At 59.2% G+C, this 26,154-nt stretch carries 31 protein-coding genes and 2 tRNA genes; 15 read left to right on the top strand and 18 right to left on the bottom strand.

Annotated features, from left to right (window positions below):
- The first annotated feature begins 112 nt into the window (after nucleotides 1-112).
- Together J5M56_RS08600 and J5M56_RS08605 are read left to right on the top strand one after the other, a co-directional pair.
- Nucleotides 113-1,201: an asparaginase gene (locus J5M56_RS08600; protein ID WP_207936471.1), complete on the top strand. Its 1,089-nt coding sequence runs from the start codon at nucleotides 113-115 to the stop codon at nucleotides 1,199-1,201.
- A 142-nt stretch (nucleotides 1,202-1,343) separates the two neighbouring features.
- The gene (locus J5M56_RS08605; RefSeq protein WP_060480482.1) at nucleotides 1,344-1,586 is read left to right on the top strand and encodes a DUF1654 domain-containing protein; all 243 of its coding nucleotides are present in this window, start codon (nucleotides 1,344-1,346) and stop codon (nucleotides 1,584-1,586) included.
- Nucleotides 1,587-1,589: 3 nt separating this feature from the next.
- Here J5M56_RS08605 and J5M56_RS08610 read toward each other — a convergent pair whose 3' ends face one another.
- The 4 genes from J5M56_RS08610 to J5M56_RS08625 form a co-directional block, all read right to left on the bottom strand.
- Nucleotides 1,590-2,015, bottom strand: coding sequence for a GTP pyrophosphokinase (locus J5M56_RS08610; protein ID WP_186478070.1), 426 nt, complete (start codon nucleotides 2,013-2,015; stop codon nucleotides 1,590-1,592).
- 62 nt (nucleotides 2,016-2,077) lie between these two features.
- Nucleotides 2,078-2,650 carry an SPOR domain-containing protein gene (locus tag J5M56_RS08615; protein ID WP_186478069.1) on the bottom strand — a complete coding sequence of 191 codons (573 nt, stop codon included), beginning with the start codon at nucleotides 2,648-2,650 and terminating at the stop codon, nucleotides 2,078-2,080.
- Between the two features lie 158 nt (nucleotides 2,651-2,808).
- Nucleotides 2,809-2,885 (bottom strand) — tRNA-Val (locus tag J5M56_RS08620).
- 179 nt (nucleotides 2,886-3,064) lie between these two features.
- Nucleotides 3,065-3,141 (bottom strand) — tRNA-Val (locus J5M56_RS08625).
- 201 nt (nucleotides 3,142-3,342) lie between these two features.
- On the opposite strand from J5M56_RS08625, the gene J5M56_RS08630 reads away from it, so the two are divergent.
- Nucleotides 3,343-4,626 (top strand): FAD-binding oxidoreductase, encoded by a 1,284-nt coding sequence (locus tag J5M56_RS08630; protein ID WP_060480485.1) that lies wholly within the window; start codon nucleotides 3,343-3,345, stop codon nucleotides 4,624-4,626.
- Between the two features lie 57 nt (nucleotides 4,627-4,683).
- Here J5M56_RS08630 and J5M56_RS08635 read toward each other — a convergent pair whose 3' ends face one another.
- Complete coding sequence (locus J5M56_RS08635; RefSeq protein ID WP_186478068.1) at nucleotides 4,684-5,427, bottom strand: peptidase C39 family protein; 744 nt, start codon at nucleotides 5,425-5,427, stop codon at nucleotides 4,684-4,686.
- 156 nt (nucleotides 5,428-5,583) lie between these two features.
- On the opposite strand from J5M56_RS08635, the gene J5M56_RS08640 reads away from it, so the two are divergent.
- The gene (locus J5M56_RS08640) at nucleotides 5,584-5,763 is read left to right on the top strand and encodes a hypothetical protein (RefSeq protein ID WP_060480487.1); all 180 of its coding nucleotides are present in this window, start codon (nucleotides 5,584-5,586) and stop codon (nucleotides 5,761-5,763) included.
- Between the two features lie 56 nt (nucleotides 5,764-5,819).
- On the opposite strand, the gene J5M56_RS08645 is transcribed toward J5M56_RS08640, so the two are convergent.
- Together J5M56_RS08645 and J5M56_RS08650 are read right to left on the bottom strand one after the other, a co-directional pair.
- Nucleotides 5,820-6,566 (bottom strand): TerC family protein, encoded by a 747-nt coding sequence (locus J5M56_RS08645; RefSeq protein WP_186478067.1) that lies wholly within the window; start codon nucleotides 6,564-6,566, stop codon nucleotides 5,820-5,822.
- Between the two features lie 27 nt (nucleotides 6,567-6,593).
- Nucleotides 6,594-6,833 carry a hypothetical protein gene (locus tag J5M56_RS08650; protein WP_207936473.1) on the bottom strand — a complete coding sequence of 80 codons (240 nt, stop codon included), beginning with the start codon at nucleotides 6,831-6,833 and terminating at the stop codon, nucleotides 6,594-6,596.
- A 129-nt stretch (nucleotides 6,834-6,962) separates the two neighbouring features.
- Between J5M56_RS08650 and nhaR the strand changes: the two genes are divergently transcribed.
- From nhaR to J5M56_RS08665, 3 genes are all read left to right on the top strand, one after another.
- A complete protein-coding gene (gene nhaR / locus J5M56_RS08655) occupies nucleotides 6,963-7,856 on the top strand; it encodes a transcriptional activator NhaR (protein ID WP_207936475.1) in 894 nt (297 codons plus the stop codon).
- Nucleotides 7,857-7,930: 74 nt separating this feature from the next.
- Nucleotides 7,931-9,142, top strand: a complete 1,212-nt coding sequence (gene sstT / locus J5M56_RS08660) for a serine/threonine transporter SstT (RefSeq protein ID WP_186478065.1) — start codon at nucleotides 7,931-7,933, stop codon at nucleotides 9,140-9,142.
- 89 nt (nucleotides 9,143-9,231) lie between these two features.
- Nucleotides 9,232-9,879 carry a YceH family protein gene (locus tag J5M56_RS08665; protein ID WP_207936477.1) on the top strand — a complete coding sequence of 216 codons (648 nt, stop codon included), beginning with the start codon at nucleotides 9,232-9,234 and terminating at the stop codon, nucleotides 9,877-9,879.
- A 5-nt stretch (nucleotides 9,880-9,884) separates the two neighbouring features.
- Here J5M56_RS08665 and J5M56_RS08670 read toward each other — a convergent pair whose 3' ends face one another.
- The 8 genes from J5M56_RS08670 to J5M56_RS08705 form a co-directional block, all read right to left on the bottom strand.
- Nucleotides 9,885-10,073 (bottom strand): hypothetical protein, encoded by a 189-nt coding sequence (locus tag J5M56_RS08670; RefSeq protein WP_186478064.1) that lies wholly within the window; start codon nucleotides 10,071-10,073, stop codon nucleotides 9,885-9,887.
- Between the two features lie 66 nt (nucleotides 10,074-10,139).
- Nucleotides 10,140-11,702: an alkyl hydroperoxide reductase subunit F gene (ahpF, locus tag J5M56_RS08675; RefSeq protein WP_186478063.1), complete on the bottom strand. Its 1,563-nt coding sequence runs from the start codon at nucleotides 11,700-11,702 to the stop codon at nucleotides 10,140-10,142.
- A gap of 125 nt (nucleotides 11,703-11,827) precedes the next feature.
- Nucleotides 11,828-12,391: an alkyl hydroperoxide reductase subunit C gene (gene ahpC, locus J5M56_RS08680; RefSeq protein ID WP_060479900.1), complete on the bottom strand. Its 564-nt coding sequence runs from the start codon at nucleotides 12,389-12,391 to the stop codon at nucleotides 11,828-11,830.
- A gap of 207 nt (nucleotides 12,392-12,598) precedes the next feature.
- Complete coding sequence (gene gorA / locus J5M56_RS08685; protein ID WP_186478062.1) at nucleotides 12,599-13,954, bottom strand: glutathione-disulfide reductase; 1,356 nt, start codon at nucleotides 13,952-13,954, stop codon at nucleotides 12,599-12,601.
- Between the two features lie 98 nt (nucleotides 13,955-14,052).
- Nucleotides 14,053-14,892 (bottom strand): UTP--glucose-1-phosphate uridylyltransferase GalU, encoded by an 840-nt coding sequence (gene galU, locus J5M56_RS08690; RefSeq protein ID WP_060479902.1) that lies wholly within the window; start codon nucleotides 14,890-14,892, stop codon nucleotides 14,053-14,055.
- A 196-nt stretch (nucleotides 14,893-15,088) separates the two neighbouring features.
- The gene (locus J5M56_RS08695; RefSeq protein WP_060479903.1) at nucleotides 15,089-16,009 is read right to left on the bottom strand and encodes a c-type cytochrome; all 921 of its coding nucleotides are present in this window, start codon (nucleotides 16,007-16,009) and stop codon (nucleotides 15,089-15,091) included.
- Nucleotides 16,006-16,656: a c-type cytochrome gene (locus J5M56_RS08700; RefSeq protein ID WP_186478061.1), complete on the bottom strand. Its 651-nt coding sequence runs from the start codon at nucleotides 16,654-16,656 to the stop codon at nucleotides 16,006-16,008. Before J5M56_RS08700 ends, J5M56_RS08695 begins: the two co-directional genes overlap by 4 nt.
- Before the next feature lie 145 nt (nucleotides 16,657-16,801).
- On the bottom strand, nucleotides 16,802-17,161 hold the full coding sequence (locus J5M56_RS08705) for a hypothetical protein (protein ID WP_060479905.1): 360 nt from the start codon (nucleotides 17,159-17,161) through the stop codon (nucleotides 16,802-16,804).
- 159 nt (nucleotides 17,162-17,320) lie between these two features.
- On the opposite strand from J5M56_RS08705, the gene J5M56_RS08710 reads away from it, so the two are divergent.
- From J5M56_RS08710 to csrA, 8 genes are all read left to right on the top strand, one after another.
- Nucleotides 17,321-17,623, top strand: coding sequence for a DUF1883 domain-containing protein (locus J5M56_RS08710; protein ID WP_060479928.1), 303 nt, complete (start codon nucleotides 17,321-17,323; stop codon nucleotides 17,621-17,623).
- 8 nt (nucleotides 17,624-17,631) lie between these two features.
- A complete protein-coding gene (locus J5M56_RS08715) occupies nucleotides 17,632-17,802 on the top strand; it encodes a hypothetical protein (RefSeq protein WP_186478060.1) in 171 nt (56 codons plus the stop codon).
- 24 nt (nucleotides 17,803-17,826) lie between these two features.
- Nucleotides 17,827-18,903: a nitronate monooxygenase family protein gene (locus J5M56_RS08720; RefSeq protein WP_207936479.1), complete on the top strand. Its 1,077-nt coding sequence runs from the start codon at nucleotides 17,827-17,829 to the stop codon at nucleotides 18,901-18,903.
- A gap of 96 nt (nucleotides 18,904-18,999) precedes the next feature.
- Nucleotides 19,000-19,758: a molybdate ABC transporter substrate-binding protein gene (gene modA, locus J5M56_RS08725; RefSeq protein WP_207936481.1), complete on the top strand. Its 759-nt coding sequence runs from the start codon at nucleotides 19,000-19,002 to the stop codon at nucleotides 19,756-19,758.
- On the top strand, nucleotides 19,758-20,438 hold the full coding sequence (gene modB, locus J5M56_RS08730) for a molybdate ABC transporter permease subunit (protein WP_207936488.1): 681 nt from the start codon (nucleotides 19,758-19,760) through the stop codon (nucleotides 20,436-20,438). Before modA ends, modB begins: the two co-directional genes overlap by 1 nt.
- A gap of 1 nt (nucleotide 20,439) precedes the next feature.
- Nucleotides 20,440-21,531: a molybdenum ABC transporter ATP-binding protein gene (gene modC, locus J5M56_RS08735; protein WP_207936490.1), complete on the top strand. Its 1,092-nt coding sequence runs from the start codon at nucleotides 20,440-20,442 to the stop codon at nucleotides 21,529-21,531.
- 57 nt (nucleotides 21,532-21,588) lie between these two features.
- Nucleotides 21,589-22,611, top strand: coding sequence for a DNA topoisomerase IB (locus J5M56_RS08740; protein ID WP_207936575.1), 1,023 nt, complete (start codon nucleotides 21,589-21,591; stop codon nucleotides 22,609-22,611).
- Between the two features lie 254 nt (nucleotides 22,612-22,865).
- On the top strand, nucleotides 22,866-23,063 hold the full coding sequence (gene csrA / locus J5M56_RS08745) for a carbon storage regulator CsrA (protein ID WP_060479911.1): 198 nt from the start codon (nucleotides 22,866-22,868) through the stop codon (nucleotides 23,061-23,063).
- 68 nt (nucleotides 23,064-23,131) lie between these two features.
- Here csrA and J5M56_RS08750 read toward each other — a convergent pair whose 3' ends face one another.
- The 3 genes from J5M56_RS08750 to J5M56_RS08760 are packed head-to-tail and all read right to left on the bottom strand — an operon-like array spanning nucleotide 23,132 to nucleotide 26,108.
- Entirely contained in the window at nucleotides 23,132-23,485 is a 354-nt protein-coding gene (locus J5M56_RS08750) for a response regulator (RefSeq protein ID WP_060479912.1), read from the bottom strand.
- Nucleotides 23,482-24,942, bottom strand: coding sequence for an ATPase domain-containing protein (locus J5M56_RS08755; RefSeq protein ID WP_186478057.1), 1,461 nt, complete (start codon nucleotides 24,940-24,942; stop codon nucleotides 23,482-23,484). Before J5M56_RS08755 ends, J5M56_RS08750 begins: the two co-directional genes overlap by 4 nt.
- 5 nt (nucleotides 24,943-24,947) lie before the next feature.
- Nucleotides 24,948-26,108: a PAS domain S-box protein gene (locus J5M56_RS08760; RefSeq protein WP_207936492.1), complete on the bottom strand. Its 1,161-nt coding sequence runs from the start codon at nucleotides 26,106-26,108 to the stop codon at nucleotides 24,948-24,950.
- Nucleotides 26,109-26,154 lie beyond the last annotated feature (46 nt).

The following is a 26,154-nucleotide window of genomic DNA, read 5'->3' on the forward strand; positions in this document are numbered from 1 at the left end:
CAGATCGGCTTTACAGCGACAGCTGCCTGATTTACCCCACTTGGTACGGAATCTGCGTGTTGCCGTGTGCGACTCAGCACCCATCTCACTAGGAAGAGAGAGAACAATAAACATGAATGCTGCACTAAAGAGCTTCGCTCCCAGCGCCCTGGCGCTACTGTTGATCCTGCCCGCCGCCGCATCGGCCGAAGAAGCCCAAACCCAGCAAAAACTGGCCAATGTCGTCATCCTGGCTACCGGCGGCACTATTGCCGGCGCCGGCGCAAGCGCTGCTAACAGCGCAACCTATCAAGCGGCCAAACTGGGCGTCGACAAACTGATTGCCGGTGTTCCAGAGCTGGCTGAACTTGCCAACGTGCGCGGTGAGCAGGTGATGCAGATTGCCTCCGAAAGCATTACCAATGACGATCTGCTAAAGCTCGGCAAGCGCGTTGCCGAGCTTGCCGACAGCAAAGACGTCGACGGCATCGTCATCACCCACGGCACCGACACTTTGGAAGAAACGGCTTACTTCCTGAACTTGGTTGAAAAGACCGACAAGCCGATTGTAGTCGTCGGCTCCATGCGCCCAGGCACGGCAATGTCTGCCGACGGCATGCTCAACTTGTACAACGCCGTAGCCGTGGCCAGCGATAAGCAGTCACGGGGCAAGGGTGTGCTGGTGACCCTGAACGACGAAATCCAGTCCGGCCGCGACGTGAGCAAGGCGGTGAACATCAAGACCGAAGCATTCAAGAGCGCTTGGGGCCCGATGGGTATGGTAGTGGAAGGCAAGTCTTACTGGTTCCGCCTGCCAGCCAAACGTCACACCGCCGATTCGGAGTTTGACATCAAGCAGATCAGCAGCCTGCCGCAGGTGGATATTGCCTACAGCTATGGCAACGTGAGCGATACAGCCTATAAGGCGCTGGCGCAAAGCGGTGCCAAAGCGATCATTCATGCCGGCACCGGTAATGGCTCAGTATCGTCGCGCGTAGTACCCGCGCTGCAAGAGCTGCACAAGAACGGCGTGCAGATCATCCGCTCTTCCCACGTCAACCAGGGCGGCTTCGTCTTGCGCAATGCCGAACAGCCTGACGACAAATATGACTGGGTGGTGGCGCATGACCTGAACCCGCAGAAGGCGCGGATTCTGGCGATGGTGGCCATGACCAAGACACAGGACAGCAAAGAGCTGCAACGCATCTTCTGGGAGTATTGATTTAACTCAAGTTAAGGCCGGCGTGGCGCCCACACCGGCCTTTGCTTTAACTGAGCCACGAAAATCCTGTATAGAGCCCGTTGCGAAATACCTTGCCTTCAAATACTGTACGCACATACAGCAAAAACAAGGAATCGCCCCCGTGGCCAACACCGACTCCGCAACCGCCAGCAGTTACCAGCAACTGGGCCTGCGCATTCAGAAGATCATCAATAACCCCCTCGCCCAGCGCAGCCGCGCCGCGCTGATCTTCCGCCACGAACACGAGTCGCCCGATGATTGGGAAACCTTGCTCGAAGAAATCGCCGAGAACGATAACGTTACCCTCGCCCACCGCGATGATGGTGGCGTGCAGATCTTCTGGACGGTGCCCAAGGAAGATTGAGGTCTAGGCCAGCGTCTGCAAGTAAGCACTGGCCTCACGGTAACGGGCCAGCCGCGCCAGGTCGGCGGGGCCTGGCGTGGCAATACGAGAGAGGTCGCTGTTGTCGGCAAGATCGGCCAATTTGACGGTACGTGCCAAAGGGTCACTTCCCAAGCGCACCACAAAATCCTGGTAGCTTTCCCCCTGGTTGCGGCTCAAGGCCAGCAACGCGGCAAGAATTTTCAGTGGGAAGCCCTCCCGCGCTAGATCGGCGAGGGTGAGCGGCGTGTCTTCTATCACATCATGCAGCACAGCAACGATACGCTGCTCGGGTGTATTGACCCGCATCATCACCCGCAGCGGATGGAGGATATAAGCCGCTCCACCCTTGTCACACTGCCCTTCATGAGCCCTAGCAGCAACGGCAATGGCCCGCTCAAGCGTAGACATGAGGCCCTCCCCGTTTGGCTTGTCCCAAATCAAGCATAGCCGGGGACGGCTAGAGATTACAGTTAACGCTGAGCACCGTGCTGGATGACGATCGAATCGGTACCCAGCTTGGCCATTACCTCTGCCTTGCGTGCGTCGGCCTCGGCCTTGCTCGGGAATGGCCCCATCAGCACCACGGGCTTGCCGTCGCGGTACTCGACCGAGGACGGGATGCCCTTTTCGATCAGGCGAGCGGTCATGTCGCTCAGGGCGCCCATGTTGGCTCCTTGGATCACCTCGACATCCCACCCCTCAGGAGCCGGCTGGCCCGCAAGGGCCTCGGCACGACGTTGCAGGTCGGCACCGCCGCAGTATTCGCGGATACGCAGATTGTCGCCGCCGTCATCAACGATGATTTCGTACTGCCCATCGGCACCTTTGATGGCGACATAGCTGCGGTAAGGCTCGTATTGGCCAGCATCGTCCTTGCCGCGAACCTGACCACAGATGGTGCCCTTGGTGTCGATCCGCACGTTGCCAAACTTGGCCGTCTTTGGGTTGTGCAGGTGCTCGGCGACCTGCTGATGAACACCTTCGACCTCGTTCTCACAGCCCGCCAGGGCCAGCACTGCCACTACCACTGCCAGTTTGCGCACGCGTGTACCTCCAGATTCGAAGGCGCGGATTCTACCATGGGCGCTCAGAGCAGCGCCCGCGACCAAAGGTTACATGCTGCTTCATGCTGAAACTGAGAATGCAAAAAGGGCGACCCTTGCGGATCGCCCTTCTTGATGCCCCGAAGCGGGACTTTGTTTGGTAGGCACAATTGGACTCGAACCAACGACCCCCACCATGTCAAGGTGGTGCTCTAACCAACTGAGCTATGTGCCTGTCGTGTGGTGCGCATATTAGTGATACCGCTTACCCCTGTAAAGCGTTTTTTTCAAAAAAATCAAAAACTTTGAGATTTTTTCTAAGGGTCTGATCGCGGGATTTTAAATGCATCATAATGCAAAAAGGGCGACCCATACGGATCGCCCTTTTCGATGCCCGAATACCGGGGCTTTGTTTGGTAGGCACAATTGGACTCGAACCAACGACCCCCACCATGTCAAGGTGGTGCTCTAACCAACTGAGCTATGTGCCTGTCGTGTGGTGCGCATTCTACGCAATCCCAAAAGCGTGTCAACACTTTTTTTTGTGCTAACTCACTGAATCTAAAACTGTTTATAGAAAACAGCCTGCATCAGGCCAGTAAAGGATTTTCAACGGACGACTAGCGGGTGTTTATTATTATTGATAGCATCGGTACATTCGTTAAAAATATAAAACACGAGGTTTCTGCAGCATGGCTAACACCCCCTACCCCCAGTCCTACTACGCCGCCTCGGCTAACCCGGTGCCGCCACGTCCGGCGCTGCAGGGTGAGGTGGAAACCGATATCTGCATCATCGGTGCCGGCTACACCGGCCTGTCCAGTGCATTGTTCCTGCTGGAAAATGGCTTCAAGGTGAGCATTGTCGAAGCCGCCAAGGTCGGCTTCGGCGCATCGGGCCGCAACGGTGGTCAGATCGTCAACAGCTATAGCCGCGACATCGACGTCATCGAGCGCACCGTTGGCCCCAAGCAGGCACAACTGCTGGGCCACATGGCGTTCGAGGGCGGGCGCATCATCCGTGAGCGCGTGGCCAAGTACAACATTCAATGCGACCTCAAAGATGGTGGCGTATTTGCGGCATTGACCAGCAAGCAGATGGGTCACTTGGAGTCGCAAAAGCGCCTGTGGGAACGCTTCGGCCACAATCAGTTGGAGCTGATGGACCAAAAGCGTATCCGTGAGGTCGTGGCATGCGACAACTATGTCGGCGGCATGCTGGACATGAGCGGCGGCCACATCCACCCGCTGAACCTGGCGTTGGGCGAAGCGGCCGCGGTCGAGTCGCTGGGCGGCATCATTTATGAGCAAACCCCGGCCGTGCGCATCGAGCGTGGCGCCAACCCGGTGGTACACACCCCTCAGGGCAAGGTCCGCGCCAAATTCATCATCGTCGCTGGCAACGCCTACCTGGGCAACTTGGTACCAGAGCTTGCCGCGAAGTCGATGCCGTGCGGCACTCAGGTGATCACCACCGAGCCACTGGGTGAAGAACTCGCCCGCACCTTGCTACCCCAAGACTACTGCGTGGAAGACTGCAACTACCTGCTCGATTATTACCGCCTGACCAGCGACAAACGCCTGATTTTCGGCGGTGGTGTGGTGTACGGTGCGCGCGATCCAGCCAACATCGAAGCGATCATTCGCCCGAAGATGCTCAAGGCATTCCCGCAGTTGAAAAACGTCAAGATCGACTACGCGTGGACCGGCAACTTCCTGCTGACCTTGTCGCGCCTGCCCCAGGTTGGGCGCATCGGCGACAACATCTACTACTCCCAAGGGTGCTCGGGCCACGGCGTGACCTACACCCACCTGGCGGGCAAAGTGCTGGCCGAAGCGCTGCGTGGTCAGGCCGAGCGTTTCGACGCGTTCGCCGAACTACCGCACTATCCATTCCCCGGCGGCCAGATGCTTCGGGTACCGTTCAGCGCCATTGGCGCCTGGTACTATAGCCTGCGCGATCGTCTGGGTTTCTGATGTAGACGGGCTTGGCCTGATTGCGCTTGTACGGCGATCAGGCCTTCGCCCCCGGCACTACCTGTTCAAGCTGCGCACAGCCTGTTTTGCCGCAATCTCCTGGCCGGCTCGCGCCAGTTCGTCGGCAGCTTGAAGCCAGCGCTGAGGGTCGACTTGCGCTGGCAGCTGGCGAGGCGGTTGAACCAGCACCGCCCAACTTCCCTCCTCTGCCCACGCCGAAGCAAAGTCATCGAAAGCCACCGTCTGGCGCCGGTGCATACCAGAACGCAGCAGCACGCGCCGCTTGAAACTGTCATAGCCGATCAGGATCGCGTAACGCGGCTCGCCCCACCACGCCGAGCCCTCTCGATAACGCACCAGTACCGGATTGCCAGCAGCCACTTGGGTCAGCAATGCATCCAGCTGTTTATCCAGGGGATACACGACCATGCCGTACTCGCGTGCCACCTTTGGAATGCTGGTGCCGAGTGCCTCGACGCCTGTTGGAAGATCAAGTGGCTTGTCCAGCAAGCCTGGTGTAATCGGCGCGCGCTGTTGGGACAGCAGCGCGGCCAGGGCCATAGCCCCGCTGTGGTTGGCATTGCCGCGGTAGAACGGCACGCTGCTGATTTCGACCCGTTGTGGCATGCCCTTGAGGTTTGCATGGGGGGCACTGGCGCAGCCGCTCAGAGTTGCCACCACCAGGCAGGCAGCCAATAGCTGGCCTGGGCCAGCCCATCGACGCTTGCAGGGATATTGCTCCATGGATACTCGCTTGTTCCGATGCCGGGCGGGCAGCGCCCAGCTTTTGCCACTGATCATAAGGCTACATACAGCTCGGGAATAGTCTGACGAGCGATTGGAATCAATCGATTTAAGCAATCGACCTTTGATCAATGGAACGTCACGGGCAGGCAGCTAGACTAAAGCAGTGTCTGGAGGGCAAACCACAAGTTGGCCCAAGAGAAGGAGGCACACATGAGCCTGACCATGGCTATTCTCATGCTGGTGGGTATGTGGCTGAGTGTCGCGGCCGCCATGCTATGGGGTGTTCTACGTATCGTAAGGCGTCATTCCCAGCATCATCCGCTGCCACCACAAGCCCCGGCCAAGGCACGGCCGACTCAAAGGGCACAGCAGCATGCCGGGGTGCACTGAGGTTTCTTAAGGTGTATGCAAACGGGGCGCCGAGCGCCCCGTTTTTTTCATCAACGTTAAGCTGCGCCGCGCTTCAGGCGTGCTCGGCGAGCCAGGATATTTAGCACCTCGATCGCCGTCGAGAATGCCATCGCCGCATACACGTACCCTTTTGGAACATGAGCGCCAAACCCTTCGGCGATCAGCGTCATGCCAATCATGATCAAAAAGCCCAGCGCCAGCATGACCACGGTAGGGTTGTCATTGATGAAGTTGGCCAGCGGATCGGCAGCCACCATCATCACGATCACAGCGGTGATCACGGCAATGATCATGATCGGCAGATGCTCTGTCATGCCAACGGCGGTGATGATGCTGTCGACCGAGAACACAATGTCCAGCAGCAAGATCTGGAAGATAGCCGCAGCGAAGCCCAAGGTCACTGTCGACGAAACCTTGGCTTCTTCCTTGGCGCCGTGTGGGTCGACGTTCTCGTGAATTTCTTTCGTGGCTTTCCACAGCAGGAACAGGCCGCCAGCGATCAGAATCATGTCCTTCCAGGAGAAGGCATTGCCGAATACTTCGAACACAGGGTCGGTCAACTGCACGATCCAGGCTACTGTGCTGAGCAGTGCCAAGCGCATGATCAAAGCCATGCTGATACCGATACGTCGTGCTTTGGAGCGGTACTCCACTGGCAGCTTATTGGTGAGGATCGAGATGAAGATCAGGTTGTCGATGCCCAGGACGACTTCCATGGCCACCAAGGTAGCCAAAGCGATCCAGGCGGTAGGGCTTGCAGCGAGTTCCAGCAGATATTCCATTTTCTAATCCTGCAGCGGCGGTTGGGGTCAAATTTCTTGGGAAGTGGTGTTTGGCTTGCCGCTTTCGGGCTTCTGGCCCTCACTGCCAATGGCATCGCTCAAGGTTTGCTGGGCGGCTTTGTGGGTGTCGTCTATCGCTTGTTTAGCCGACTGCGCCGCCTGGTCAAGCAATTGCTGGGCCGACTTCTCAGCCTGGTCGCAGCCGGCAAGGGCCACCAGCGCCAGAGCCAGTACCAAGGGAGTGCCAATGGATTTGAAATGCAGCATGGTGTCCTCACTTCGTAATACCGACGGCGCCAAGCGCCTGATGAGAGGCATTCTAAAGACGCTTAAACCTCAGGAAAATTCGTATTTTCGGGGTGTATACTTCGTTTTTTCCGAATCCAGATTTGCCCCATGCTCAATTATCGCCAGCTGCATTACTTCTGGGTGGTGGCCAAGACCGGCAGCATCGCCCGGGCCAGTACTCAATTGAACCTGACGCCACAAACCATCAGCGGGCAGATCACCCTGCTCGAACAGACCTACGGGCTCGATCTTTTCCAGCGCGTAGGCCGGCAGTTGGAGCTGACTGAGACCGGTCGTCAGGCGCTGGTCTACGCCGAGCAGATGTTCCAGCTTGGCGGCGAGCTGGAGGCCATTCTCAGGGCCGGCCCACAAGAACAGATTCTGTTCAGGGTGGGGGTGGCGGATGTGGTGCCCAAATCCATCGTCTACCGCTTGCTGGCACCGACCATGGCCTTGGAGGAGGTCCTGCGCATCAATTGCCGGGAAGACAAACTGGAACGGCTACTGGCGGACCTTGCGATCCAGCGCCTGGACCTGGTGATCTCCGACAGCCCAATGCCCAGCCACCTGGATATCAAAGGCTACAGTCAGAAGCTGGGCGAATGCGGCCTGAGCTTCTTCGCCACGCCCGCTTTGGCCAGGCAACATGCAGGCCCCTTCCCTGCCTGCCTGCACGATGCCCCGCTGCTGATTCCTGGCCCTGAAACCGTGGTACGCAGCCGCCTGCTGCGCTGGCTCGGGGATCAGCAGGTCCAACCTAGGATCATCGGTGAATTCGACGACAGCGCGTTGATGCAGGCCTTTGGGCAGTCTGGTAGCGGGGTGTTCGTTGCACCCAGCGTGATAGCCGATGAAGTGTGCCGCCAATATGGTGTGGAGCTGATTGGCCAGACCGAGGCAGTGCAAGAATCGTTTTATGCCATTTCGGTGGAACGCAAGGTCAAGCACCCAGGTATCGTGGCGATCACCGAGGGCGCACGACGGGAGTTATTCCACTGGTAGCGGCGGGCCGTCGAAAAGCACCGGGTTGATTATGCTAGAGTCGCGCCCTTACAAGACTAGAGACGCTGCTACACATGACGCCTGTTTTCCACTTCCTCGACCGCACCAGCCTGGTCACCCAGATCATTATCGGCCTGGTGGCCGGTATCGCACTGGCCTTGCTAGCGCCTTCTATAGCCCTTGACGTGGGTTTTCTTGGCAAACTTTTCGTCAGCGCGCTGAAGGCCGTTGCGCCTGTACTGGTGTTCATCTTGGTGATGGCGTCGATCGCCAACCACCGTCACGGCCAGGAAACCCATATCCGCCCCATCCTCTGGCTCTACCTGCTGGGCACCTTCGCTGCCGCGGCCGTGGCAGTGGTCGCCAGCATGCTGTTCCCTTCGCCATTGGCGCTCAATGCCGCAGGGGCGGACCTCAGTGCACCGGGGGGCATCGGCGAGGTGCTGCAAAACCTGCTGCTCAGTGCGGTGGACAACCCGATCAACGCGCTGCTCAACGCCAATTTCATAGGCGTGCTGACCTGGGCCATCGGCCTTGGAGTCGCTCTGCGCCATGCTGGCCAGAATACCCGAACCGTGGTCGAGGACCTGTCCAACGGCGTCACGCTGATCGTACGCGTGGTCATTCGCTTCGCTCCCCTTGGCATCTTCGGCCTGGTCAGCTCGACGCTGGCCGAGTCAGGCTTGAGCGCCCTGCTTGGCTATCTGCACCTGCTAGCGGTACTGATCGGCTGCATGCTCTTCGTGGCATTGGTGATGAACCCGCTTATCGTGTTCTGGAAGATCCGCCGTAATCCTTACCCACTGACGTTGATGTGCTTGCGCGAAAGCGGCATCACTGCATTCTTCACCCGCAGTTCGGCGGCCAACATACCCGTCAACCTGGCGCTGTCGGAGCGCCTGGGCCTGCACGAAGATACCTATTCGGTATCCATACCGCTGGGGGCGACCATCAATATGGCGGGCGCGGCGATAACCATCACCGTGCTGACCTTGGCGGCAGTACACACGCTTGGCATTGCGGTTGACTTGCCGACGGCCGTGCTGCTGAGCGTGGTGGCCGCGATCTGCGCCTGCGGTGCTTCAGGCGTTGCGGGGGGGTCGCTGCTGTTGATTCCGCTGGCATGCAGCCTGTTCGGCATTCCCAGTGAAATCGCCATGCAGGTGGTGGCCGTAGGTTTCATCATCGGCGTGCTACAGGATTCGGCCGAAACGGCGCTCAATTCCTCCACCGATGTATTGTTCACTGCAGCGGCCTGCCTGGCCAACGAGCGCCGCAGCGCTTGAGCATGGGGGCCCTTTCAAGCGGCCCCTGATTGCCTTGCACCGCAGCATTACCTACGCTAGTGGCCTTCCCCCAGCAATGAGACAGGGCCATGTCAGAACATCAACCCGCAGGCGAAGGCCGCTTGAGTAACATTGAGGTCCGCATTCTCGGTGCGCTGATCGAAAAGCAGGCTACCAGCCCGGAAAGCTACCCACTGACCCTCAACGCCCTGGTCCTGGCCTGCAACCAGAAGACCAGCCGGGAACCGGTGATGAACCTGTCCCAGGGCCAGGTCGGCCAGGCGCTGCGCGCCCTGGAAGGCCAGGGCATGGCCCGCCTGCAGATGGGCAGCCGTGCTGACCGCTGGGAGCATCGGGTGGACAAGGCGCTGGAGCTGGTGCCAGCTCAACTGGTGCTGATGGGGCTGATGTTCCTGCGAGGGCCACAAACGCTCAACGAACTGCTTACACGAAGCAGCCGTCTGCATGACTTCGATGACACCGAGCAGATCCAGCATCAGCTTGAACGCCTGATTTCACGAAACCTGGCGCTGCACCTGCCACGCCAGACAGGGCAACGGGAAGACCGCTACACCCATGCCTTGGGTGACCCCGCAGAGATCGAGGCAATTCTGGCCGCACGACAAGTGGAAGGCAGCGGTCGCAGCAGCGGCGCCGGTGTATCGGAGGAACGTATCGAAGCGCTTGAAGCGCGCATTGCTGCGCTGGAGTCACGCCTGGCCGAATTGGAGGGTTGAGCCTGCTACTGTTCCGGGTCTGGAAAGTTACGGCAGCTTTTGCGCTCGGCCAACTCCTGTTCGCTAGGGCGTTGATCGACGAATACGGTACGCCCGTCGGCGTAAATCTCGAGGTAACCCCAGTGCAGATCCTGTTCTACCTGCCCAGGCTTGGGCGGGACTAGCCACCAGGGTTCGCGGCTGATCAGAGTCATGATAAAGCTCCTGAAGGTGTCCTGTTCAAGCATAGACACCTTCAGGTTTGCTTTGCTTTCAATGGCTCAAGCGGGTGCAGAAGTGCGAATCAGGTGGTCGAACGCCGCAAGCGAGGCTTTGGCGCCCTCACCCACCGCGATGACGATCTGCTTGTACGGCACAGTGGTGACGTCCCCTGCAGCGAACACCCCTGGGACACTGGTCTGGCCCCTGGCGTCGACAATGATCTCGCCACGTGGCGACAGCTCGACGGTACCTTTGAGCCAATCGGTGTTCGGCAGCAGCCCAATTTGCACGAAGATGCCTTCGAGTGCCAAATCATGCACCTGATCGGTGGTGCGATCCTTGTAACGCAAGCCGCTGACCTTTTCGCCGTCACCCACCACCTCGGTGGTCAACGCGCTAGTGATCACCTCGACATTCGCCAAGCTGTGCAGCTTACGTTGCAATACCGCGTCGGCACGCAACTGGCCGTCGAATTCGATCAGCGTCACATGGGCGACGATACCGGCCAGGTCGATGGCCGCTTCCACGCCGGAGTTGCCGCCGCCAATCACAGCCACACGTTTGCCTTTGAACAACGGGCCGTCGCAGTGCGGGCAGTAAGCCACGCCACGGGCACGGTATTGCTGCTCACCGGGCACATTCATTTCGCGCCAGCGAGCGCCAGTTGCAAGAATCACAGTCTTGGCTTTGAGGGAAGCGCCGCTTGCCAGGCGCACTTCATGCAGACCGCCTGCAGCACCCGGTATCAGCGCCTCACCGCGCTGCAGGTTCATGATGTCAACGTCATACTGCTTGACGTGCTCTTCCAGCGCCATGGCAAGCTTGGGCCCTTCGGTTTCCTGCACCGAAATGAAGTTCTCGATCGCCATTGTGTCCAGTACCTGCCCGCCGAAACGCTCGGCAGCGACACCTGTGCGGATGCCTTTACGGGCGGCGTAGATAGCCGCAGCAGCCCCGGCAGGCCCGCCACCGACCACCAGCACGTCAAATGCATCCTTGGCGTTGATCTTCTCGGCCTGACGGCTGCCTGCCTGGGTGTCGATCTTGCCAAGAATCTCTTCAAGGCCCATGCGGCCCTGGCCGAAGACTTCACCGTTGAGGTAGACGCTTGGCACCGCCATGACTTTGCGTGCTTCGACTTCATCCTGGAACAGCGCACCATCGATGGCCACATGGCGTACATTGGGGTTGAGCACCGCCATCAGGTTCAGGGCCTGGACCACATCCGGGCAATTCTGGCACGACAGCGAGAAGTAGGTTTCAAAGTTGAACTCACCTTCGAGCGCCTGAATCTGCTCGATGATTTCGGCGCTGGCCTTGGAGGGGTGGCCGCCTACTTGCAGCAGCGCCAGCACCAGCGAGGTGAACTCATGGCCCATGGGGATGCCGGCAAAGCGCAGGCTGATATCGCCCCCTGGACGGTTCAACGAGAATGAAGGGCGACGCGCATCGCTTCCATCCGCGCTGAGAGTGATTAGGTTCGACAGGCTGGCGATTTCCACCAGCAGGTCATGCAGTTCGCGGGATTTCGCGCCGTCGTCGAGGGAGGCAACGATCTCGATCGGCTGGGTGACCCGCTCCAGGTAGGTTTTCAGTTGCGATTTAAGCGTGGCGTCCAACATACGGGCGATTCCTTTTTCAAAACTCGGATACAAAAACGCCCAGGCGAGTTCGCCCGGGCGCTTTTACGGGGCGGTGAGTACTTCAGCTTTGGCGGCTGATCACCGCCCGCGGCAGGCTCATCGGTTTAGATCTTGCCGACCAGGTCCAGGGATGGGGCGAGGGTCGCTTCACCTTCTTTCCACTTGGCCGGGCATACTTCACCTGGGTGAGCGGCAACGTACTGGGCAGCTTTGACTTTGCGCAGCAGTTCAGTTGCGTCGCGGCCAACACCGCCATCGTTGAGTTCGACGATTTTGATCTGGCCTTCAGGGTTGATCACGAAAGTACCGCGATCGGCCAAGCCGGCTTCTTCGATCAGCACGTCGAAGTTGCGCGAAATCACGTGGGTCGGGTCACCGATCAGTGGATACTGAATCTTGCCGATGGTGTCCGAGGTGTCGTGCCAGGCTTTGTGGGTGAAGTGGGTGTCAGTCGACACGCCGTAGATTTCCACGCCCAGCTTCTGGAATTCGGCATAGTTGTCGGCAAGGTCACCCAGCTCGGTGGGGCAAACGAAGGTGAAGTCGGCTGGGTAGAAGAACACCACAGACCACTTGCCTTTCAGATCGGCTTCGCTGACCTGAACGAACTCGCCTTTGTGGTAGGCAGTGGCGTTGAACGGTTTGACTTGGCTGTTGATGATTGGCATGAGAGACACTCCTTCATGGGGTTGGAATCAGTTGATGGATAGAATCCTACCGGCTGACTCCCATAAAGGCTCATTGGCAAAGCTCATGCTTGTGATTGGTTTTGGCTATAACGGCTAACTATTAATAGAAGGGAATCGGCTGAGCAAAGGATTGCACACCTGCACCATAGCCCCATCGACGGCAATCCGCCGATGGGGCTTATAGCATCAGCGGCTTGCCGTGCGCATGGTGACGAACTCTTCCGCAGCCGTCGGATGTACGCCAATGGTTTCGTCGAACTGCATTTTGGTCGCGCCAGCCTTAAGGGCAATGCCCAGGCCCTGGATGATCTCGCCGGCATCCGGCCCGACCATGTGGCAGCCCAACACCTTATCGGTATCGGCGTCGACCACGAGCTTCATCAAGGTTTTTTCCTGAATGTCGGTCAAGGTCAACTTCATGGCGCGGAAGCGGCTTTCGAAGATCTGTACCTTGTGCCCGGCTTCCAGTGCCTGCTCTTCGCTCAGGCCAACGGTGCCGATCGGCGGCTGGCTGAACACGGCAGTCGGTATGTTCTGGTAATCCACTGGCCGGTATTGCTCAGGTTTGAATAGCCGCCTCGCCACGGCCATACCTTCGGCCAAGGCTACCGGCGTCAGCTGCACACGGCCAATCACATCGCCAATGGCAAGGATTGACGGCGCAGTGGTCTGGTACTGTTCGTCAACGCGAATGAAGCCACGCTCGTCCAGTTCGACACCGGTGTTTTCCAAGCCCAGGTTGTCGAGCATGGGGCGCCTGCCGGTGGCGTAGAACACGCAATCGGCATGCAGCTCACGGCCGTCCTTGAGGGTGGCTTTGAGCGTGCCGTCTTCAAGCTTGTCGATGCGCTGGATGTCAGCATTGAACTGTAGGTTCAAACCGCGCTTTTCCAACTCTTCTTTGAGGTGGGTACGTACCGAGCCATCGAATCCGCGCAAGAACAGGTCACCGCGGTACAGCAGCGTAGTGTCAGCACCCAGGCCCTGGAAAATACCGGCGAACTCGACGGCAATATAGCCGCCGCCGACCACCAGCACGCGTCGCGGCAATTGCTTGAGGTAGAACGCCTCGTTGGAGGTGATGGCCAGTTCCTTGCCCGGTATGTCAGGCACTTGAGGCCAGCCGCCAGTGGCAATCAGGATGTGCTCGGTGCTGTAGCGCTGGCCGTCGACCTCCACTTCATGGGCGCCGGTGATGCGTGCATGGCCCTGAAGCAGGGTGACACCGCTGTTGACCAGCAGGTTGCGGTAGATACCGTTGAGGCGCTCGATCTCGCGGTTCTTGTTGGCGATCAGTGTGCCCCAGTCGAAGTGCCCCTCCTCCAGGGTCCAGCCGTAGCCAGCTGCCTGCTCCAGCTCATCAGCGACGTGGGCGCCGTACACCAGCAGTTTCTTGGGCACACAACCTACGTTAACGCAGGTGCCACCCAGATAGCGGCTCTCGGCCACTGCCACCTTTGCGCCAAAACCAGCAGCGAAACGCGCCGCACGCACACCGCCGGAACCGGCGCCAATCACGAACAGATCAAAATCGTAGGCCATGTATTCAGTCTCCTTGGCTGGCGCTCAGCATAGCGCCTAAGGCCGCCGCAAACAAAAAAGCCATCCCGAAGGATGGCTCTGGTCCCAGCAAGGGCGAATCAGTACGCCTTGCCAGCCTTGTAGAAGTGTTCGAAGCAGAAGTTGGTCGCCTCGATGTAGCCTTCGGCGCCACCGCAGTCGAAGCGGCGGCCTTTGAATTTATAAGCGATCACATTGCCTTCGGCAGCTTGCTTCATCAGCGCGTCGGTGATCTGGATCTCGCCACCCTTACCAGGTTCGGTTTGCTCGATCTTTTCGAAGATGTCCGGGGTCAGGATGTAGCGACCAATGATCGCCAGGTTCGACGGGGCATCTTCAGGCTTCGGCTTCTCGACCATGGAGTCAACACGGAAGATACCGTCTTTGATTTCCTCACCCGCGATGACGCCGTACTTGTTAGTTTCCTGCGGGTCGACTTCCTGAATGGCGACGATGGAGCAGCGGTACTTCTTGTACAGCGCAACCATCTGGGCCAGCACGCCTTCACCTTCGAGGTTGACACACAGGTCGTCAGCCAGCACTACCGCGAACGGTTCGTCGCCAATCAGCGGGCGGCCGGTCAGGATGGCGTGGCCCAGGCCTTTCATTTCGGTCTGACGCGTGTAGGAGAACGAACACTCGTCAAGCAGGCGACGGATACCGACCAGGTATTTTTCCTTGTCGGTGCCCTTGATCTGGTTTTCCAGCTCATAGCTGATGTCGAAATGGTCTTCCAGGGCACGCTTGCCGCGCCCGGTGACAATGGAGACTTCGTTCAGACCGGCATCCAATGCTTCTTCAACGCCATACTGGATCAGTGGCTTGTTGACCACCGGCAGCATTTCCTTGGGCATGGCTTTGGTAGCAGGCAGGAAGCGCGTGCCGTAGCCGGCTGCCGGGAACAAGCATTTCTTGATCATAAACATCCTTAAACAAAGGCGAGGCCTGTGGAATTCGGCGCAGTCTAATCAGGCGGCATGCAGCTTACAATGCCCTGCCTGTGACGACTGCTGCCAATATACGAGACAACTGAGTGTAGATAGTTCCAGAATAATCGTGAACATCTCGTCAACCGGCCCTTTCAGGTGTGGCTGATGGGGCCGGCGACGCAGCACTTCAGTTGCCGCTACCCTGCCCGATCAGCACCCCCTCGACCTTCTGGCCATACAGGTTGATACCGTCATTGGCGTGGAATTTCAACCTTGTCTTCTCGACCGAGCCTTCCACCAGACGCGGGTCCTGTGGCCGCTCGTGGCGGTTGACCCAGGCAGCCACGTCCCAGGCCTGCTGATCGCTCAGGCTACCCGCCTTGCCAAGCGGCATGTTGTGTTTAATGAACGATGCAGCGGTATTGATCCGGTGCATGCCGGCGCCCCAGTTGTACGAGTCCTTGCCCCAGAGCGGTGGCATCACGTATTCGCCGGCCACCTTCTGCCCTTCACCGTTGTCACCATGACAGATGGCGCATTGTTCGCGGTACACCTGCTGGCCGCGCGCAAAGTCGTAGCCACCTTTAGGTTGCGGCACCTCAGGGTAGCCGCGCCCGGCGATCTCCACTCCCGTCGGCGCCTTGGTCGATAGCCAGTAGGCATACACAGACAGGGCTGTCATCTGCGGGCTATCGGCAGCAGGAGGTTTGCCATTCATACTGAACTGGAAGCAGCCCTGAATACGTTCGGCGAAGGTATTGACCTTGTCATTTTTCTTTCGGTAAGCCGGATACATCGGGTAGGCACCCCACAACGGTGCCGAATGCGCCAGCCGGCCCTGGTCCAGATGGCAATTGCTGCAGTTCATGCCGTTACCAACAGCCTCAGGCATCAGTCTGCGGGTGTCGACGAACAGCGCGTGCCCTTCGCGTACCATCTTGCCGAAGGCATTGTCCGGAATATCGTTTTCGCTAGGTGGGGCGAATTGAGGTGTCGCCTGGCTACCTGGAACGTTCAGTTGCGACTGGTCGTCCATGGCGATGGGCGCCTGAGTGGCTGATGCCGTACCCGTGGCCAGCAATAGCAATGTTGGCAAGAGCATTCTCATGGCTTGGCCTCCTGGCTGGCGGGTTGAGCGAAGTACTCGGCAACCGCCTTCACTTCGGCGTCAGTCATGGCCTTGGCCACGCCTACCATCAACTGATTGGGGTCGTTGCTGCGGCTGCCATCGCGCCACGCGTTGAGCTGAGCCATGAGGTAAGCGGCGGGCTGACCTGCCAGGGGCGGAAAATGCTCACCAACTCCGCTGCCACCCGGGCCGTGGCACTGAACGCAGCCTGGGATCTGACGGCTCCAGTCACCGTAGAGGGCCAAGCGCTCGGTAGGATTACTGGCTATCTGTTGGCGGCGCCCATCCGGCGCGGGCAGACCTGGAAGGCCCGCCAGGTAGCGGCTGACCGCTTCGATCTCATCTTCGCTCATGGCCTTGGCCAATGGCGCCATGACCGGCTGTTGGCGGCTGCCGCTGCGCCAGTCTCGCAGTTGTTTGCTCAGGTAAGCGGCCGGTAGGCCCGCCAGGCGGGGAAAACCTGCTGCGGCTACCCCGTTACCGTCGGGGCCATGGCAACCCAGGCAGGCCATGGCGAGGGGATTGGCCCCGCCTTGGGTAAAGACTTTCTGGCCATCGGCGGCATGCGCCGCCGGCCAGGCCAGGATCAGCAGGCTGCCGATCAGGACGTGCCTTAACGGTGTCATCACGAATCTCCATTTCTTTTGTTATAAGCTTAGGCTTAAAAAACATAAGCAAATGGATACTAGCCCTGCCAGGTTATCCGCAACAACGCCCAAGCCGACAAAGGGCTGGCAATATGCCTGCTAACCGCGCACCCGTTGCGCTAGATCAACTACCTGAGATGCATTCGGTAGCTGCCTTGCGCACATCGCCAGAGCGCAGCGGGAAGTTGCTCAGACGCTCATGCAGCTTGATGCTGCTGCCATTGGCGCGCTTGCTGATGTCCAGTAAGGCCGCAGGGCCACTGCCTGGAGTGAACTTCTGCGGGACAATCAGGCGCACGCCGTCACCCTTGGGTTCCTCGACCAGGGGATCACGGCTGTTTGCCAAATGCTCTTTCACACAGTCGGCATACTCCTGGGGTGCCTTGCCCGACATGACATCCAGGGTTTCGTGAGACTGCTCGAGTTCAGAAACGCTGGCACAACCTCCCAAGGTCAGCAGTACTGCTGCCACCATCCACTTCATTTGCCGCACCTCGACTAACAAGAGTGCGTACGACAACAGCCAGGCAGTTTTGCTCCCCGCTTTGGCCGTTTTATCTGCCAGACACCACCAGGCGCCGCCGTGGCAACCGACATCGTGTTATCGTTTGCCTTTGCAGAACCCATTTTTGCGGAGCACCCAATGAAATTCGTACACCAGCGCGAGCATCTCAACGAGGACGATATCGTCGTCATCGAGTGCTCCCAGCGCTGCAACATTCGCCTGATGAACGACGCCAATTTCCGCAGCTTCAAGAACGGCGGCCGGCACACCTACCACGGTGGTCATTTCGAGCGCTTTCCCGCCAAGATCACTGTACCCAGCACAGGTTTCTGGAATATCACCATCGATACCGTGACAAGCCGGCCGATCTCGGTCACGCGCAAACCGAACCTGACTCACAAGATCAAGATCATCCGCCGCTCGTCATCGAAACTCGGATAAGGCACGCCATGACCCAAAACATCAAATACGTCATCAAGTACAAACTCGACGGCCAACGCCGTTGGGACTTTGCGGTGATGGCAGACGCTTCCCACGAGCAGGCCATGCAAGCCTTGCGCAAGATCCACGGCGATGACGCCGAGAAGATCAGCGACATCCAGGTGAGCAAAGCGTTGTAAGGCAGCAGCCACAAGGAGAAGCGCATGAGCAACTGGCCCGACCGGCGTATCCTCGATTTGCTGAACATCCAACTGCCCATTCTCCAAGCGCCAATGGCCGGAGCCAGCGGTTCGGCCCTGGCCATTGCAGTGGCTAAGGCAGGAGGCCTTGGCGCCCTGCCCTGCGCCATGCTGACTGGCGAGCAAGTGCGTGAGGAAATCGAAACCTTCCGCTCGGCGTGCCCTGGCCTTGCGCTGAACCTGAACTTCTTCTGTCACCAGCCTCCAGTACCCGACAGCGCCCAACAGGCTCGCTGGAAGCAGGCACTTGAAAGGTACTATGCCGAAGTCGGCGCCGACTTCTCGGCCCCGACGCCAGCTTCCAACCGGGCGCCATTCGATGAACAGAGCTGCGTGCTGGTCGAGCAGATGCGCCCTGAGGTGGTGAGCTTTCATTTCGGCCTGCCCGAAGCTTCCTTTGTGCAACGGGTGAAGGCTAGCGGGGCCAAGGTGTTATCAAGCGCCACCACGGTCGAGGAAGCGCTATGGCTCGAAGCCAATGGCTGCGATGCGATCATTGCCATGGGTAACGAAGCGGGCGGGCATCGCGGCATGTTCTTCAGCGAGGACATCAACAGCCAGATAGGCACCTTTGCCCTGGTGCCTCAGGTGGCCGATGCGGTTCGCCTGCCGGTGATCGCGGCCGGAGGCATCGGTGACCATCGTGGACTGGTAGCTGCATTGGCACTAGGTGCCAGCGCAGTGCAGATCGGCACCGCTTACCTGTTCTGCCCGCAAGCCAATGTCTCCCCTGCCCACCGCCAGGCGCTGGATACTGCGTCGGCCAGTGACACGGCGTTGACCAACCTGTTCACCGGGCGCCCGGCACGGGGCATCAATAACCGCATCATGCGGGAGCTGGGGCCGATGAGTGAATTGGCTCCGCGCTTCCCGCTCGCAGGCGGTGCCTTGTTGCCGTTGCGGGCAATAACCGAGGCCCAAGGCAACAGCGATTTCAGCAATCTTTGGGCAGGCCAGGCGCTGCGCCTTGGCCGGCACTTGCCGGCCGAGCAACTGACCCGAAAAATCGCCGCTAAAGCCCTGGAGCAGATAGCGCTATAAAGTTTTGATCTGGCCGCCCTGCCAGGCCCTTTCCGATTCTTGGTTTATCGCTATATATTAAACATCATAACGATAACCCTCTAAGGAACTCTCTACATGCGCATTCGCCTTCTGCCCTTGGCCGCCACCACCCTGGCCAGCCTGATCCACCTCAATAGCGCGTGTGCTGAAGAGGTGCAGGTCGCGGTCGCTGCTAACTTCACCGCGCCTATTCAGGCCATCGCCAAGGACTTCGAAAAGGACACCGGCCACAAACTGGTCGCAGCCTACGGCGCCACCGGGCAGTTCTACGCGCAGATCAAGAACGGTGCGCCGTTTGAAGTGTTTCTCGCAGCTGACGACAGCACGCCGATGAAGCTGGAAGCTGAGAAAGAGATCGTTCCTGGCTCGCGGTTCACCTACGCCATCGGCACCCTGGCGCTATGGTCGGCCAAGCCCGGCTACGTCGATGCAGCAGGTGATGTGCTGAAAAAGAACGCATTCGAGCATTTGTCGATCGCCAACCCGAAAACTGCGCCCTATGGGCTGGCAGCGACTCAAGTACTGGACAAACTGAAACTGACCGAGGCCACCAAAGGCAAAATCGTCGAAGGCCAGAACATCACCCAGGCGTTCCAGTTCGTGTCCACTGGTAACGCCGAGCTGGGCTTTGTCGCCTTGTCGCAAATCTACAAAGACGGCAAGGTACAAAGTGGCTCGGCCTGGATAGTACCGGCCAGCATGCATGAGCCGATCCGTCAGGATGCAGTGATCCTCAACAAAGGCAAGGAAAACCCCGCGGCAAAAGCCCTGGTGGACTACCTCAGAGGCCCGAAGGCCGCTGCGCTGATCAAGTCCTATGGCTATGAAATCTGATGCCCCTGGATGCCAGTGATTTTGGTGCGATCTGGCTGACGATCAAGCTAGCCAGCTTGACCACGTTGATCCTACTGATCGTCGGCACGCCCATCGCTTGGTGGCTGGCCCGCACGCGTTCATGGCTGCGCGGGCCAGTGGGTGCAGTGGTGGCGTTGCCTTTGGTGTTACCTCCAACAGTGATCGGCTTTTATCTGCTAATCGCCTTGGGGCCCCATGGCTGGCTGGGCCAGGCTACCCAGGCATTGGGGCTGGGTACCGTGGTGTTCAGCTTTACCGGCCTTGTGATCGGCTCGACCGTTTACTCCATGCCTTTCGTGGTGCAGCCGCTGCAAAACGCTTTCAGCGCCATTGGTCAGCGCCCCTTGGAAGTGGCCGCCACCCTGCGAGCCAGCCCTTGGGACACGTTCGTACACGTTGTGCTGCCATTGGCACGCCCGGGTTTTGTCACCGCCAGCATTCTCGGTTTCGCCCACACGGTGGGGGAATTCGGGGTGGTGTTGATGATCGGCGGCAACATCCCAGACAAGACGCGGGTGGTTTCAGTGCAGATCTTCGACCATGTCGAGGGCATGGCCTATTCACAAGCCCACTGGCTGGCCGGCGCCATGCTGATTTTCTCATTCCTGGTGCTGCTCTTGCTGTATGCCGGGCGCCGCGCCAAAATAGGCTGGGCTTAAAATGAGCGGATCGATAGTGGCGCGACTGAAGCTGGCGCGCGACGACTTCACCCTGGATATCGACCTCAACCTTCCTGGCCGAGGCATCAGCGCTTTGTTCGGCCACTCCGGCTCAGGCAAAACCTCGTGCCTACGCTGCCTGGCCGGGCTGGAGCGGGCTGCCAGCGCCTATATCGAGGTCAATGGTGTCATCTGGGAAGATAGCGCCCACGGCCATTTTCTGGCGCCGCATCTACGGCCGGTGGGCTACGTGTTCCAGGAGCCCAGCCTGTTCCCCCACTTGTCAGTGCGCAGCAATCTGCAATTCGGCTGGCGGCGCATCGCTCAAGCGGCGCGCAAGGTCAGCCTTGATCAAGCCTGCCAATTGTTGGGCATCGGCCACTTGCTCGACCGCAAACCGGCTACGTTGTCTGGTGGTGAGGCACAACGGGTGGGCATCGCCCGCGCACTGCTCTGCAGCCCACAACTGTTGTTGATGGATGAACCGTTGGCCGCACTGGACGGGCCTCGCAAAAGAGAGATCTTGCCGTATCTGGAACGGCTGCACGACGAACTTGATATCCCTTTGGTGTATGTCAGTCATGCCCAGGACGAGGTGGCTCGGCTGGCCGACCACCTGGTCCTACTGGAACAAGGCCAGGCGATCGCCAGCGGGCCGATCAGCGAAACGTTGGCTCGCCTTGACCTGCCCCTGGCCCAGGACGAGGACGCCGGGGTCGTGTTAACAGGGACGGTCGTCGGCCACGACGCGCACTACGGGCTGCTGGACCTGCGCCTGTCCGCACGTGATGGACCCGTGTTACGAATCGCCCACCCGGCGCACAGCATCGGCAGCACAGTACGGGTGAAAGTCCAAGCGCGAGATGTAAGCCTGGCGCTGCGCGCCGACGATACTTCAAGCATTCTCAACCGCCTGCCGGTGCAGGTCTGCATGACACGCCCGTCGAGCAACCCGGCCCATATGCTGGTTAGCCTGGATGCTGGCGGCAACGCTTTGCTGGCGCGGATCACCCGCTTCTCTGCCGACCAGCTTGGACTGCACCCCGGTCAGATGCTCTACGCGCAGATCAAGTCGGTGGCATTACTGGGGTGAGCATCATTGATGCCGCCGTTGTCCATTGATCAGGAACCCTACCGAGGCCTGATGCCAATGCTCGACTGCCCTCTGCCTCCAAGCCTGCACTACGTCGAAGACAGCCAGCCGGGCCTTACTCGGCGCCGCTGGCGCGATCGCTTCATCTACCTCGATGCTGACGGGCAACGGGTGAAGGACAAACCGACCCTTGCACGCATCGCCGCGCTAGTGATCCCACCGGCCTACACCGACGTCTGGATCTGCAGCGACCCACAAGGCCACCTGCAAGCGACCGGCCGCGATGCACGCGGCCGCAAACAGTATCGCTACCACGCCCAATGGCGGGAACTGCGAGATCAGCACAAATACGGTCGGATGCTGGCCTTTGCTCAAGCCCTGCCCAAACTGCGCGCGCAGTTGCAAATTCACTTAGCGCGCCCTGGCCTGGATCGTGAGAAAGTCATGGCACTGGTCGTGAGCTTGCTGGACCACACGTTGATCCGCATCGGCAACCAACGCTACCTGCGCGACAACAAGTCCTACGGCCTGACAACCCTGCGCAATCGCCATGTCCAGGTGCAAGGCAGTACGATCCGTTTCCAGTTTCGTGGCAAGCGAGGGGTCGAGCACAACGTCACGATGCAAGACAGGCGCCTGGCCAATCTGCTCAAGCGCTGCATGGAGCTGCCAGGGCAAGCGCTGTTTCAGTACCTGGATGACGATGGGCAACGGCACAGTATTGGTTCAAGCGAGGTCAATCAGTTTTTGCAGGAGCTGACCGGTGCCGACTTCACCGCCAAGGACTATCGAACCTGGGCGGGCAGCAGCCTGGCACTTAGCCTGTTGCGGCCTCTGGCCTGGGAGCCGGACAGCGAAGCCAAACGCCAGATCGCCACCATCGTCAAGCAAGTGGCGGCAAGGCTGGGCAACACACCGGCAGTGTGCAGGCGCTGCTATATTCACCCCGCCGTGCTTGAGCATTACGCTTTAGGACGCCTGGCAGACTTGCCGAGCCGGCGTGTACGCAAAGGGCTCGATGCAGAAGAGGTGGCACTGTTGCTGTTTCTTCAGGCTCTGGAAACCAAAACGGATGATTGAGACGAACTATCTGCCCGATCAGGCAGAGAAATTTCCAATAAATGTCGATCCCCCCTATTCTTGCCAGCGAGCACCTTCGCCGACGCGCTTGACCGCCGATATCTGGGCATCTGTGACTGAAGACACGCAACAGAATTTGTCTTTCGGGGAATTACTAAGCGCCGAAAGCGTCTTTAATGAGAAGGAAGAGGGACGAGCTCCCACCGTCGCAACCCAATGGTTCGCCGGATTTCTATATCACCAAGGAGAACTACATGCTGATACTCACCCGTAAGGTTGGCGAGAGCATCGTCATTAATGATGACATCAAAGTCACCATTCTGGGCGTTAAAGGGATGCAGGTGAGGATTGGCATCGACGCACCGAAAGATGTTCAGGTGCACCGTGAAGAAATCTTCAAACGTATCCAGGCCGGTAGCCCGGCTCCAGAGAAGCACGACGACCAGCAGTGACCACAAAGCCTCGGTTCAAGCCGCACGGACGCGCTTGATCGCAGGGTGGACGCTCACGTAGCCTGTTATCAGTCGCCTAGCAGTTCATGTACTTTGGCGATCATCTTGTCCATGTCGAAGGGCTTGTCGAAAACTGCAGCAAACAGTTCTGGGCGCCCTTGACTGGCCTGAGCGCCACTCATCAAGATTACCGGCAGGTGGGGCAAGGCCAGCTCATCACGAATCGCCCTCACCAGCTCCTCACCATTGAGCACAGGCATCATGTAGTCGGTGATCACCAGCTCAACTCGCTTTGCTTTGAGAGCCTCCAGCGCTTTGCGACCGTTGCTGGCCTTTTCCACCAGAAAGCCCTCGTCCTCCAGGGCAAACCCAAGAATATCGGCGATCAGGTATTCGTCATCGACAATCAGTATGGTGTTCATCGCCCGGCTTGATCAGCCCCTCCTTGTGCAACAGGGGTGCCCGAAAGCACACCGCAGGCGCCCTCGAACGCCTTGTGCAGGCTGATACCCTGGGGCCCGAAGTGCATCGCATGCAGCGCAGGATCGTGATGACTGTCGCGTACTTTCAGGATCGACAGCATACGTCGCAATTGCGAATCCATTTCGACGAAGCGCATCAACATTAGATTGTCGACGATGCTTGATAGGTCCGGCGCAGGGGCTGTGATTTCCGAGCCGAAGATATCGCGCATCTCCCATGTGAGCATCACGCTGACGTCCCGCGCCCTTAACTCGCCGACCAAGGCCCGGAAGAATGCATTGAGCCGCGCCGGTTCAGTGGCCAGCCGGCTGAAAGCACCCAGGCTGTCGATCAACACGCGCTTGCTACCTGTACGCTCCACCATCTCCAGCAGGCGCGCACCTACCTGATCCAGCAGGCCCTCGGTGGTTGGTTGCCAGCACAAATGCAAAGCCCCCTGGCGCTCGAGCTCTGCGAAGTCGTAGCCTATCGAGGCCGCCTTCAACCGCAACCTGGCAGGCGTCTCGTAAAATCCAAAATGCAAGGCCGGTTGTGCCGCGCTGCCGGCGGCCAGAAACGCAAGCCCCATCGAGGTCTTGCCAATTCCGGAGGGGCCCATCAACAGGCTGACCGAACCCAGCGTCAGGCCACCGCCCAACATCTCATCCAGAGTCTCGACACCCGTGGATATGCGGCTCAGGGTGGCCGACCCAAGTTGACTGGGCTGACTGTAGAGCGCTTCGAGACGCGGGTAGACGTGCACCCCACACTCGTCGATCAGGCACTCGTGGCGACCGGACAAAGCCCCGCTGCCCCGGGTCTTGCGCAATTGCACATGACGTACCGAGCGGCTGCCGACCAACTGCTCACCCAACTCGATCACGCCGTCGACCATGGTGTGCTCGGGGCTATTGTCATCGAGGCGAGCGCTGGTCAGCAGCAGCACCGTACAACCGGCGAACGCTGCATGCCCTTGAAGCTCGGAGACAAACTTTTTAGTGTCCAACGTGGTTTCGGCTCGCACCCGGGCATTGAGCACTCCATCGACGATCAACAGGCTCGCCTGCTGTTTGCCGATTTCCTGGCGCAGCAGTTTGACCACCTCATCCAACCCCTCCTGTTCCAAGGTGTCAAAGGCACTGACGAACTGGATCTGATCGCCGACCAAGGCCGGGTCGAAAAATGACAAGGTAGCCAGGTACTGGAACAACCGCTCGTGGGACTCGCTGAGCAGGGTGGCTACCAGGACCTTGCCACCATCGCGCACATGAGCGCAGGCCAACTGGTTGGCCATGATGGTTTTGCCCGCCCCAGGCGGGCCTTGAACGATGTAGGAAGCGCCCGCGACCAACCCACCTTTGAGCAGCGCATCGAGCCCCTGAATCCCCGTGACCAGCCGTTTGAGTGCCTGCACCATGTTGGCTACCTGTCTTCTTGCGCCCGGGGACCGGGCTGATAGGCCGGCAGATACAGGCGCATGCACGTACCCTGGCCAGATTGAGTGTGGACGCTGATCGCGCCATTGCTCTGTTTGGCAAAGCCGTAAACCTGGCTGAGGCCGAGCCCCGTACCTTTGCCAAAAGGTTTGGTGGTGAAGAAAGGCTCGAAGATACGTGGCAACACCTCAGGTTCGATACCTTCGCCGCTGTCACGCACCTCAAAGCACACGAACCTGCCCTGCAACCCATCCACCTCACCTGCCAGGTCGACGCGGTGGACAGCCAATTCGATCACGCCCCGCTCGCCTATCGCGTCGCGCGCGTTGAACAACAGATTCAGCAGCACCATCTGCAGCTGGCCGGCATCGACCTCGATCAACGGCAGGTCGCAGTCCAAACGCTCGTGCAACACGATTTCGCGTGGTAACGCGTGCTCGACCAGACCACGAGTGGACGCCAGAACCTCAAGGGGGGCGAGCAGCGTGACCTCCAGTTGTCGATGGCGAGCGAAGCTCAGCAATTGCTGCGTCAATTCAGTGCCACGCTGCCCGGCTTGTAGAATATGCTCGATCATGCGCTGGACGCGGACGGGGTCCGGGCTGGCCTTGGCCATGCGCGCCGAACTGATGATGATGGTCAGCAGGTTGTTGAAGTCGTGTGCCAGCCCGCCGGTGAGCTGGCCCAACGCCTCGAGCTTTTGCACCTCGAACAACTGGGCGCGCACGGCATCGAGTTGCAGGGCTGCTTCGCGTCGGTCAGTGATATCTCGAGTGACTTTGGCAAGGCCGACGATTTGCCCCTGCTCGTCACGGATCACATCCATGGCCGCCAACGCCCAGAACTGCGTGCCGTCCTTGCGTACACGCCAGCCTTCGTCCTGTGTTCTGCCCTGTTCAAGCGCCTGTTTGAGCAAGCGTTGCGGGCGCTCATCGGCGCAGTCCTGCGGCGTGAAGAACAGTGAGAAGTGCTGACCTATGACCTCATCGGCATCGTAGCCCTTGATCCGCTGGGCACCTGCGTTCCACGACACCACACGGCCATCGGGGTCTAGCATGTAGATGGCATAGTCGACTACAGACTGCACAAGCTGCTCATAGCGGCTAGCTGGCATGGCAGGGTGATCGACACATTCAGCTGAAAGCATGCAGCCTCCACGGGCGCAGCGCTAAGGATCTGGTTAGCTTAACTAA

This window comes from Pseudomonas sp. 51_B (assembly GCF_017491595.1).
Lineage (GTDB): Bacteria > Pseudomonadota > Gammaproteobacteria > Pseudomonadales > Pseudomonadaceae > Aquipseudomonas > Aquipseudomonas promysalinigenes.

What these genes read in the sequence shown, in the direction of transcription:
- J5M56_RS08600 (WP_207936471.1), top strand. Translation starts at nt 113, where the DNA reads ATGAATGCTGCACTAAAGAGCTTCGCTCCCAGCGCCCTGGCGCTACTG.
- J5M56_RS08610 (WP_186478070.1), bottom strand. Translation starts at nt 2,015, where the DNA reads ATGTCTACGCTTGAGCGGGCCATTGCCGTTGCTGCTAGGGCTCATGAA.
- J5M56_RS08630 (WP_060480485.1), top strand. Translation starts at nt 3,343, where the DNA reads ATGGCTAACACCCCCTACCCCCAGTCCTACTACGCCGCCTCGGCTAAC.
- J5M56_RS08635 (WP_186478068.1), bottom strand. Translation starts at nt 5,427, where the DNA reads ATGATCAGTGGCAAAAGCTGGGCGCTGCCCGCCCGGCATCGGAACAAG.
- J5M56_RS08640 (WP_060480487.1), top strand. Translation starts at nt 5,584, where the DNA reads ATGAGCCTGACCATGGCTATTCTCATGCTGGTGGGTATGTGGCTGAGT.
- J5M56_RS08645 (WP_186478067.1), bottom strand. Translation starts at nt 6,566, where the DNA reads ATGGAATATCTGCTGGAACTCGCTGCAAGCCCTACCGCCTGGATCGCT.
- J5M56_RS08650 (WP_207936473.1), bottom strand. Translation starts at nt 6,833, where the DNA reads ATGCTGCATTTCAAATCCATTGGCACTCCCTTGGTACTGGCTCTGGCG.
- nhaR (WP_207936475.1), top strand. Translation starts at nt 6,963, where the DNA reads ATGCTCAATTATCGCCAGCTGCATTACTTCTGGGTGGTGGCCAAGACC.
- sstT (WP_186478065.1), top strand. Translation starts at nt 7,931, where the DNA reads ATGACGCCTGTTTTCCACTTCCTCGACCGCACCAGCCTGGTCACCCAG.
- J5M56_RS08665 (WP_207936477.1), top strand. Translation starts at nt 9,232, where the DNA reads ATGTCAGAACATCAACCCGCAGGCGAAGGCCGCTTGAGTAACATTGAG.
- J5M56_RS08670 (WP_186478064.1), bottom strand. Translation starts at nt 10,073, where the DNA reads ATGACTCTGATCAGCCGCGAACCCTGGTGGCTAGTCCCGCCCAAGCCT.
- ahpF (WP_186478063.1), bottom strand. Translation starts at nt 11,702, where the DNA reads ATGTTGGACGCCACGCTTAAATCGCAACTGAAAACCTACCTGGAGCGG.
- ahpC (WP_060479900.1), bottom strand. Translation starts at nt 12,391, where the DNA reads ATGCCAATCATCAACAGCCAAGTCAAACCGTTCAACGCCACTGCCTAC.
- gorA (WP_186478062.1), bottom strand. Translation starts at nt 13,954, where the DNA reads ATGGCCTACGATTTTGATCTGTTCGTGATTGGCGCCGGTTCCGGCGGT.
- galU (WP_060479902.1), bottom strand. Translation starts at nt 14,892, where the DNA reads ATGATCAAGAAATGCTTGTTCCCGGCAGCCGGCTACGGCACGCGCTTC.
- J5M56_RS08695 (WP_060479903.1), bottom strand. Translation starts at nt 16,009, where the DNA reads ATGAGAATGCTCTTGCCAACATTGCTATTGCTGGCCACGGGTACGGCA.
- J5M56_RS08700 (WP_186478061.1), bottom strand. Translation starts at nt 16,656, where the DNA reads ATGACACCGTTAAGGCACGTCCTGATCGGCAGCCTGCTGATCCTGGCC.
- J5M56_RS08705 (WP_060479905.1), bottom strand. Translation starts at nt 17,161, where the DNA reads ATGAAGTGGATGGTGGCAGCAGTACTGCTGACCTTGGGAGGTTGTGCC.
- J5M56_RS08710 (WP_060479928.1), top strand. Translation starts at nt 17,321, where the DNA reads ATGAAATTCGTACACCAGCGCGAGCATCTCAACGAGGACGATATCGTC.
- J5M56_RS08715 (WP_186478060.1), top strand. Translation starts at nt 17,632, where the DNA reads ATGACCCAAAACATCAAATACGTCATCAAGTACAAACTCGACGGCCAA.
- J5M56_RS08720 (WP_207936479.1), top strand. Translation starts at nt 17,827, where the DNA reads ATGAGCAACTGGCCCGACCGGCGTATCCTCGATTTGCTGAACATCCAA.
- modA (WP_207936481.1), top strand. Translation starts at nt 19,000, where the DNA reads ATGCGCATTCGCCTTCTGCCCTTGGCCGCCACCACCCTGGCCAGCCTG.
- modB (WP_207936488.1), top strand. Translation starts at nt 19,758, where the DNA reads ATGCCCCTGGATGCCAGTGATTTTGGTGCGATCTGGCTGACGATCAAG.
- modC (WP_207936490.1), top strand. Translation starts at nt 20,440, where the DNA reads ATGAGCGGATCGATAGTGGCGCGACTGAAGCTGGCGCGCGACGACTTC.
- J5M56_RS08740 (WP_207936575.1), top strand. Translation starts at nt 21,589, where the DNA reads ATGCTCGACTGCCCTCTGCCTCCAAGCCTGCACTACGTCGAAGACAGC.
- csrA (WP_060479911.1), top strand. Translation starts at nt 22,866, where the DNA reads ATGCTGATACTCACCCGTAAGGTTGGCGAGAGCATCGTCATTAATGAT.
- J5M56_RS08750 (WP_060479912.1), bottom strand. Translation starts at nt 23,485, where the DNA reads ATGAACACCATACTGATTGTCGATGACGAATACCTGATCGCCGATATT.
- J5M56_RS08755 (WP_186478057.1), bottom strand. Translation starts at nt 24,942, where the DNA reads ATGGTGCAGGCACTCAAACGGCTGGTCACGGGGATTCAGGGGCTCGAT.
- J5M56_RS08760 (WP_207936492.1), bottom strand. Translation starts at nt 26,108, where the DNA reads ATGCTTTCAGCTGAATGTGTCGATCACCCTGCCATGCCAGCTAGCCGC.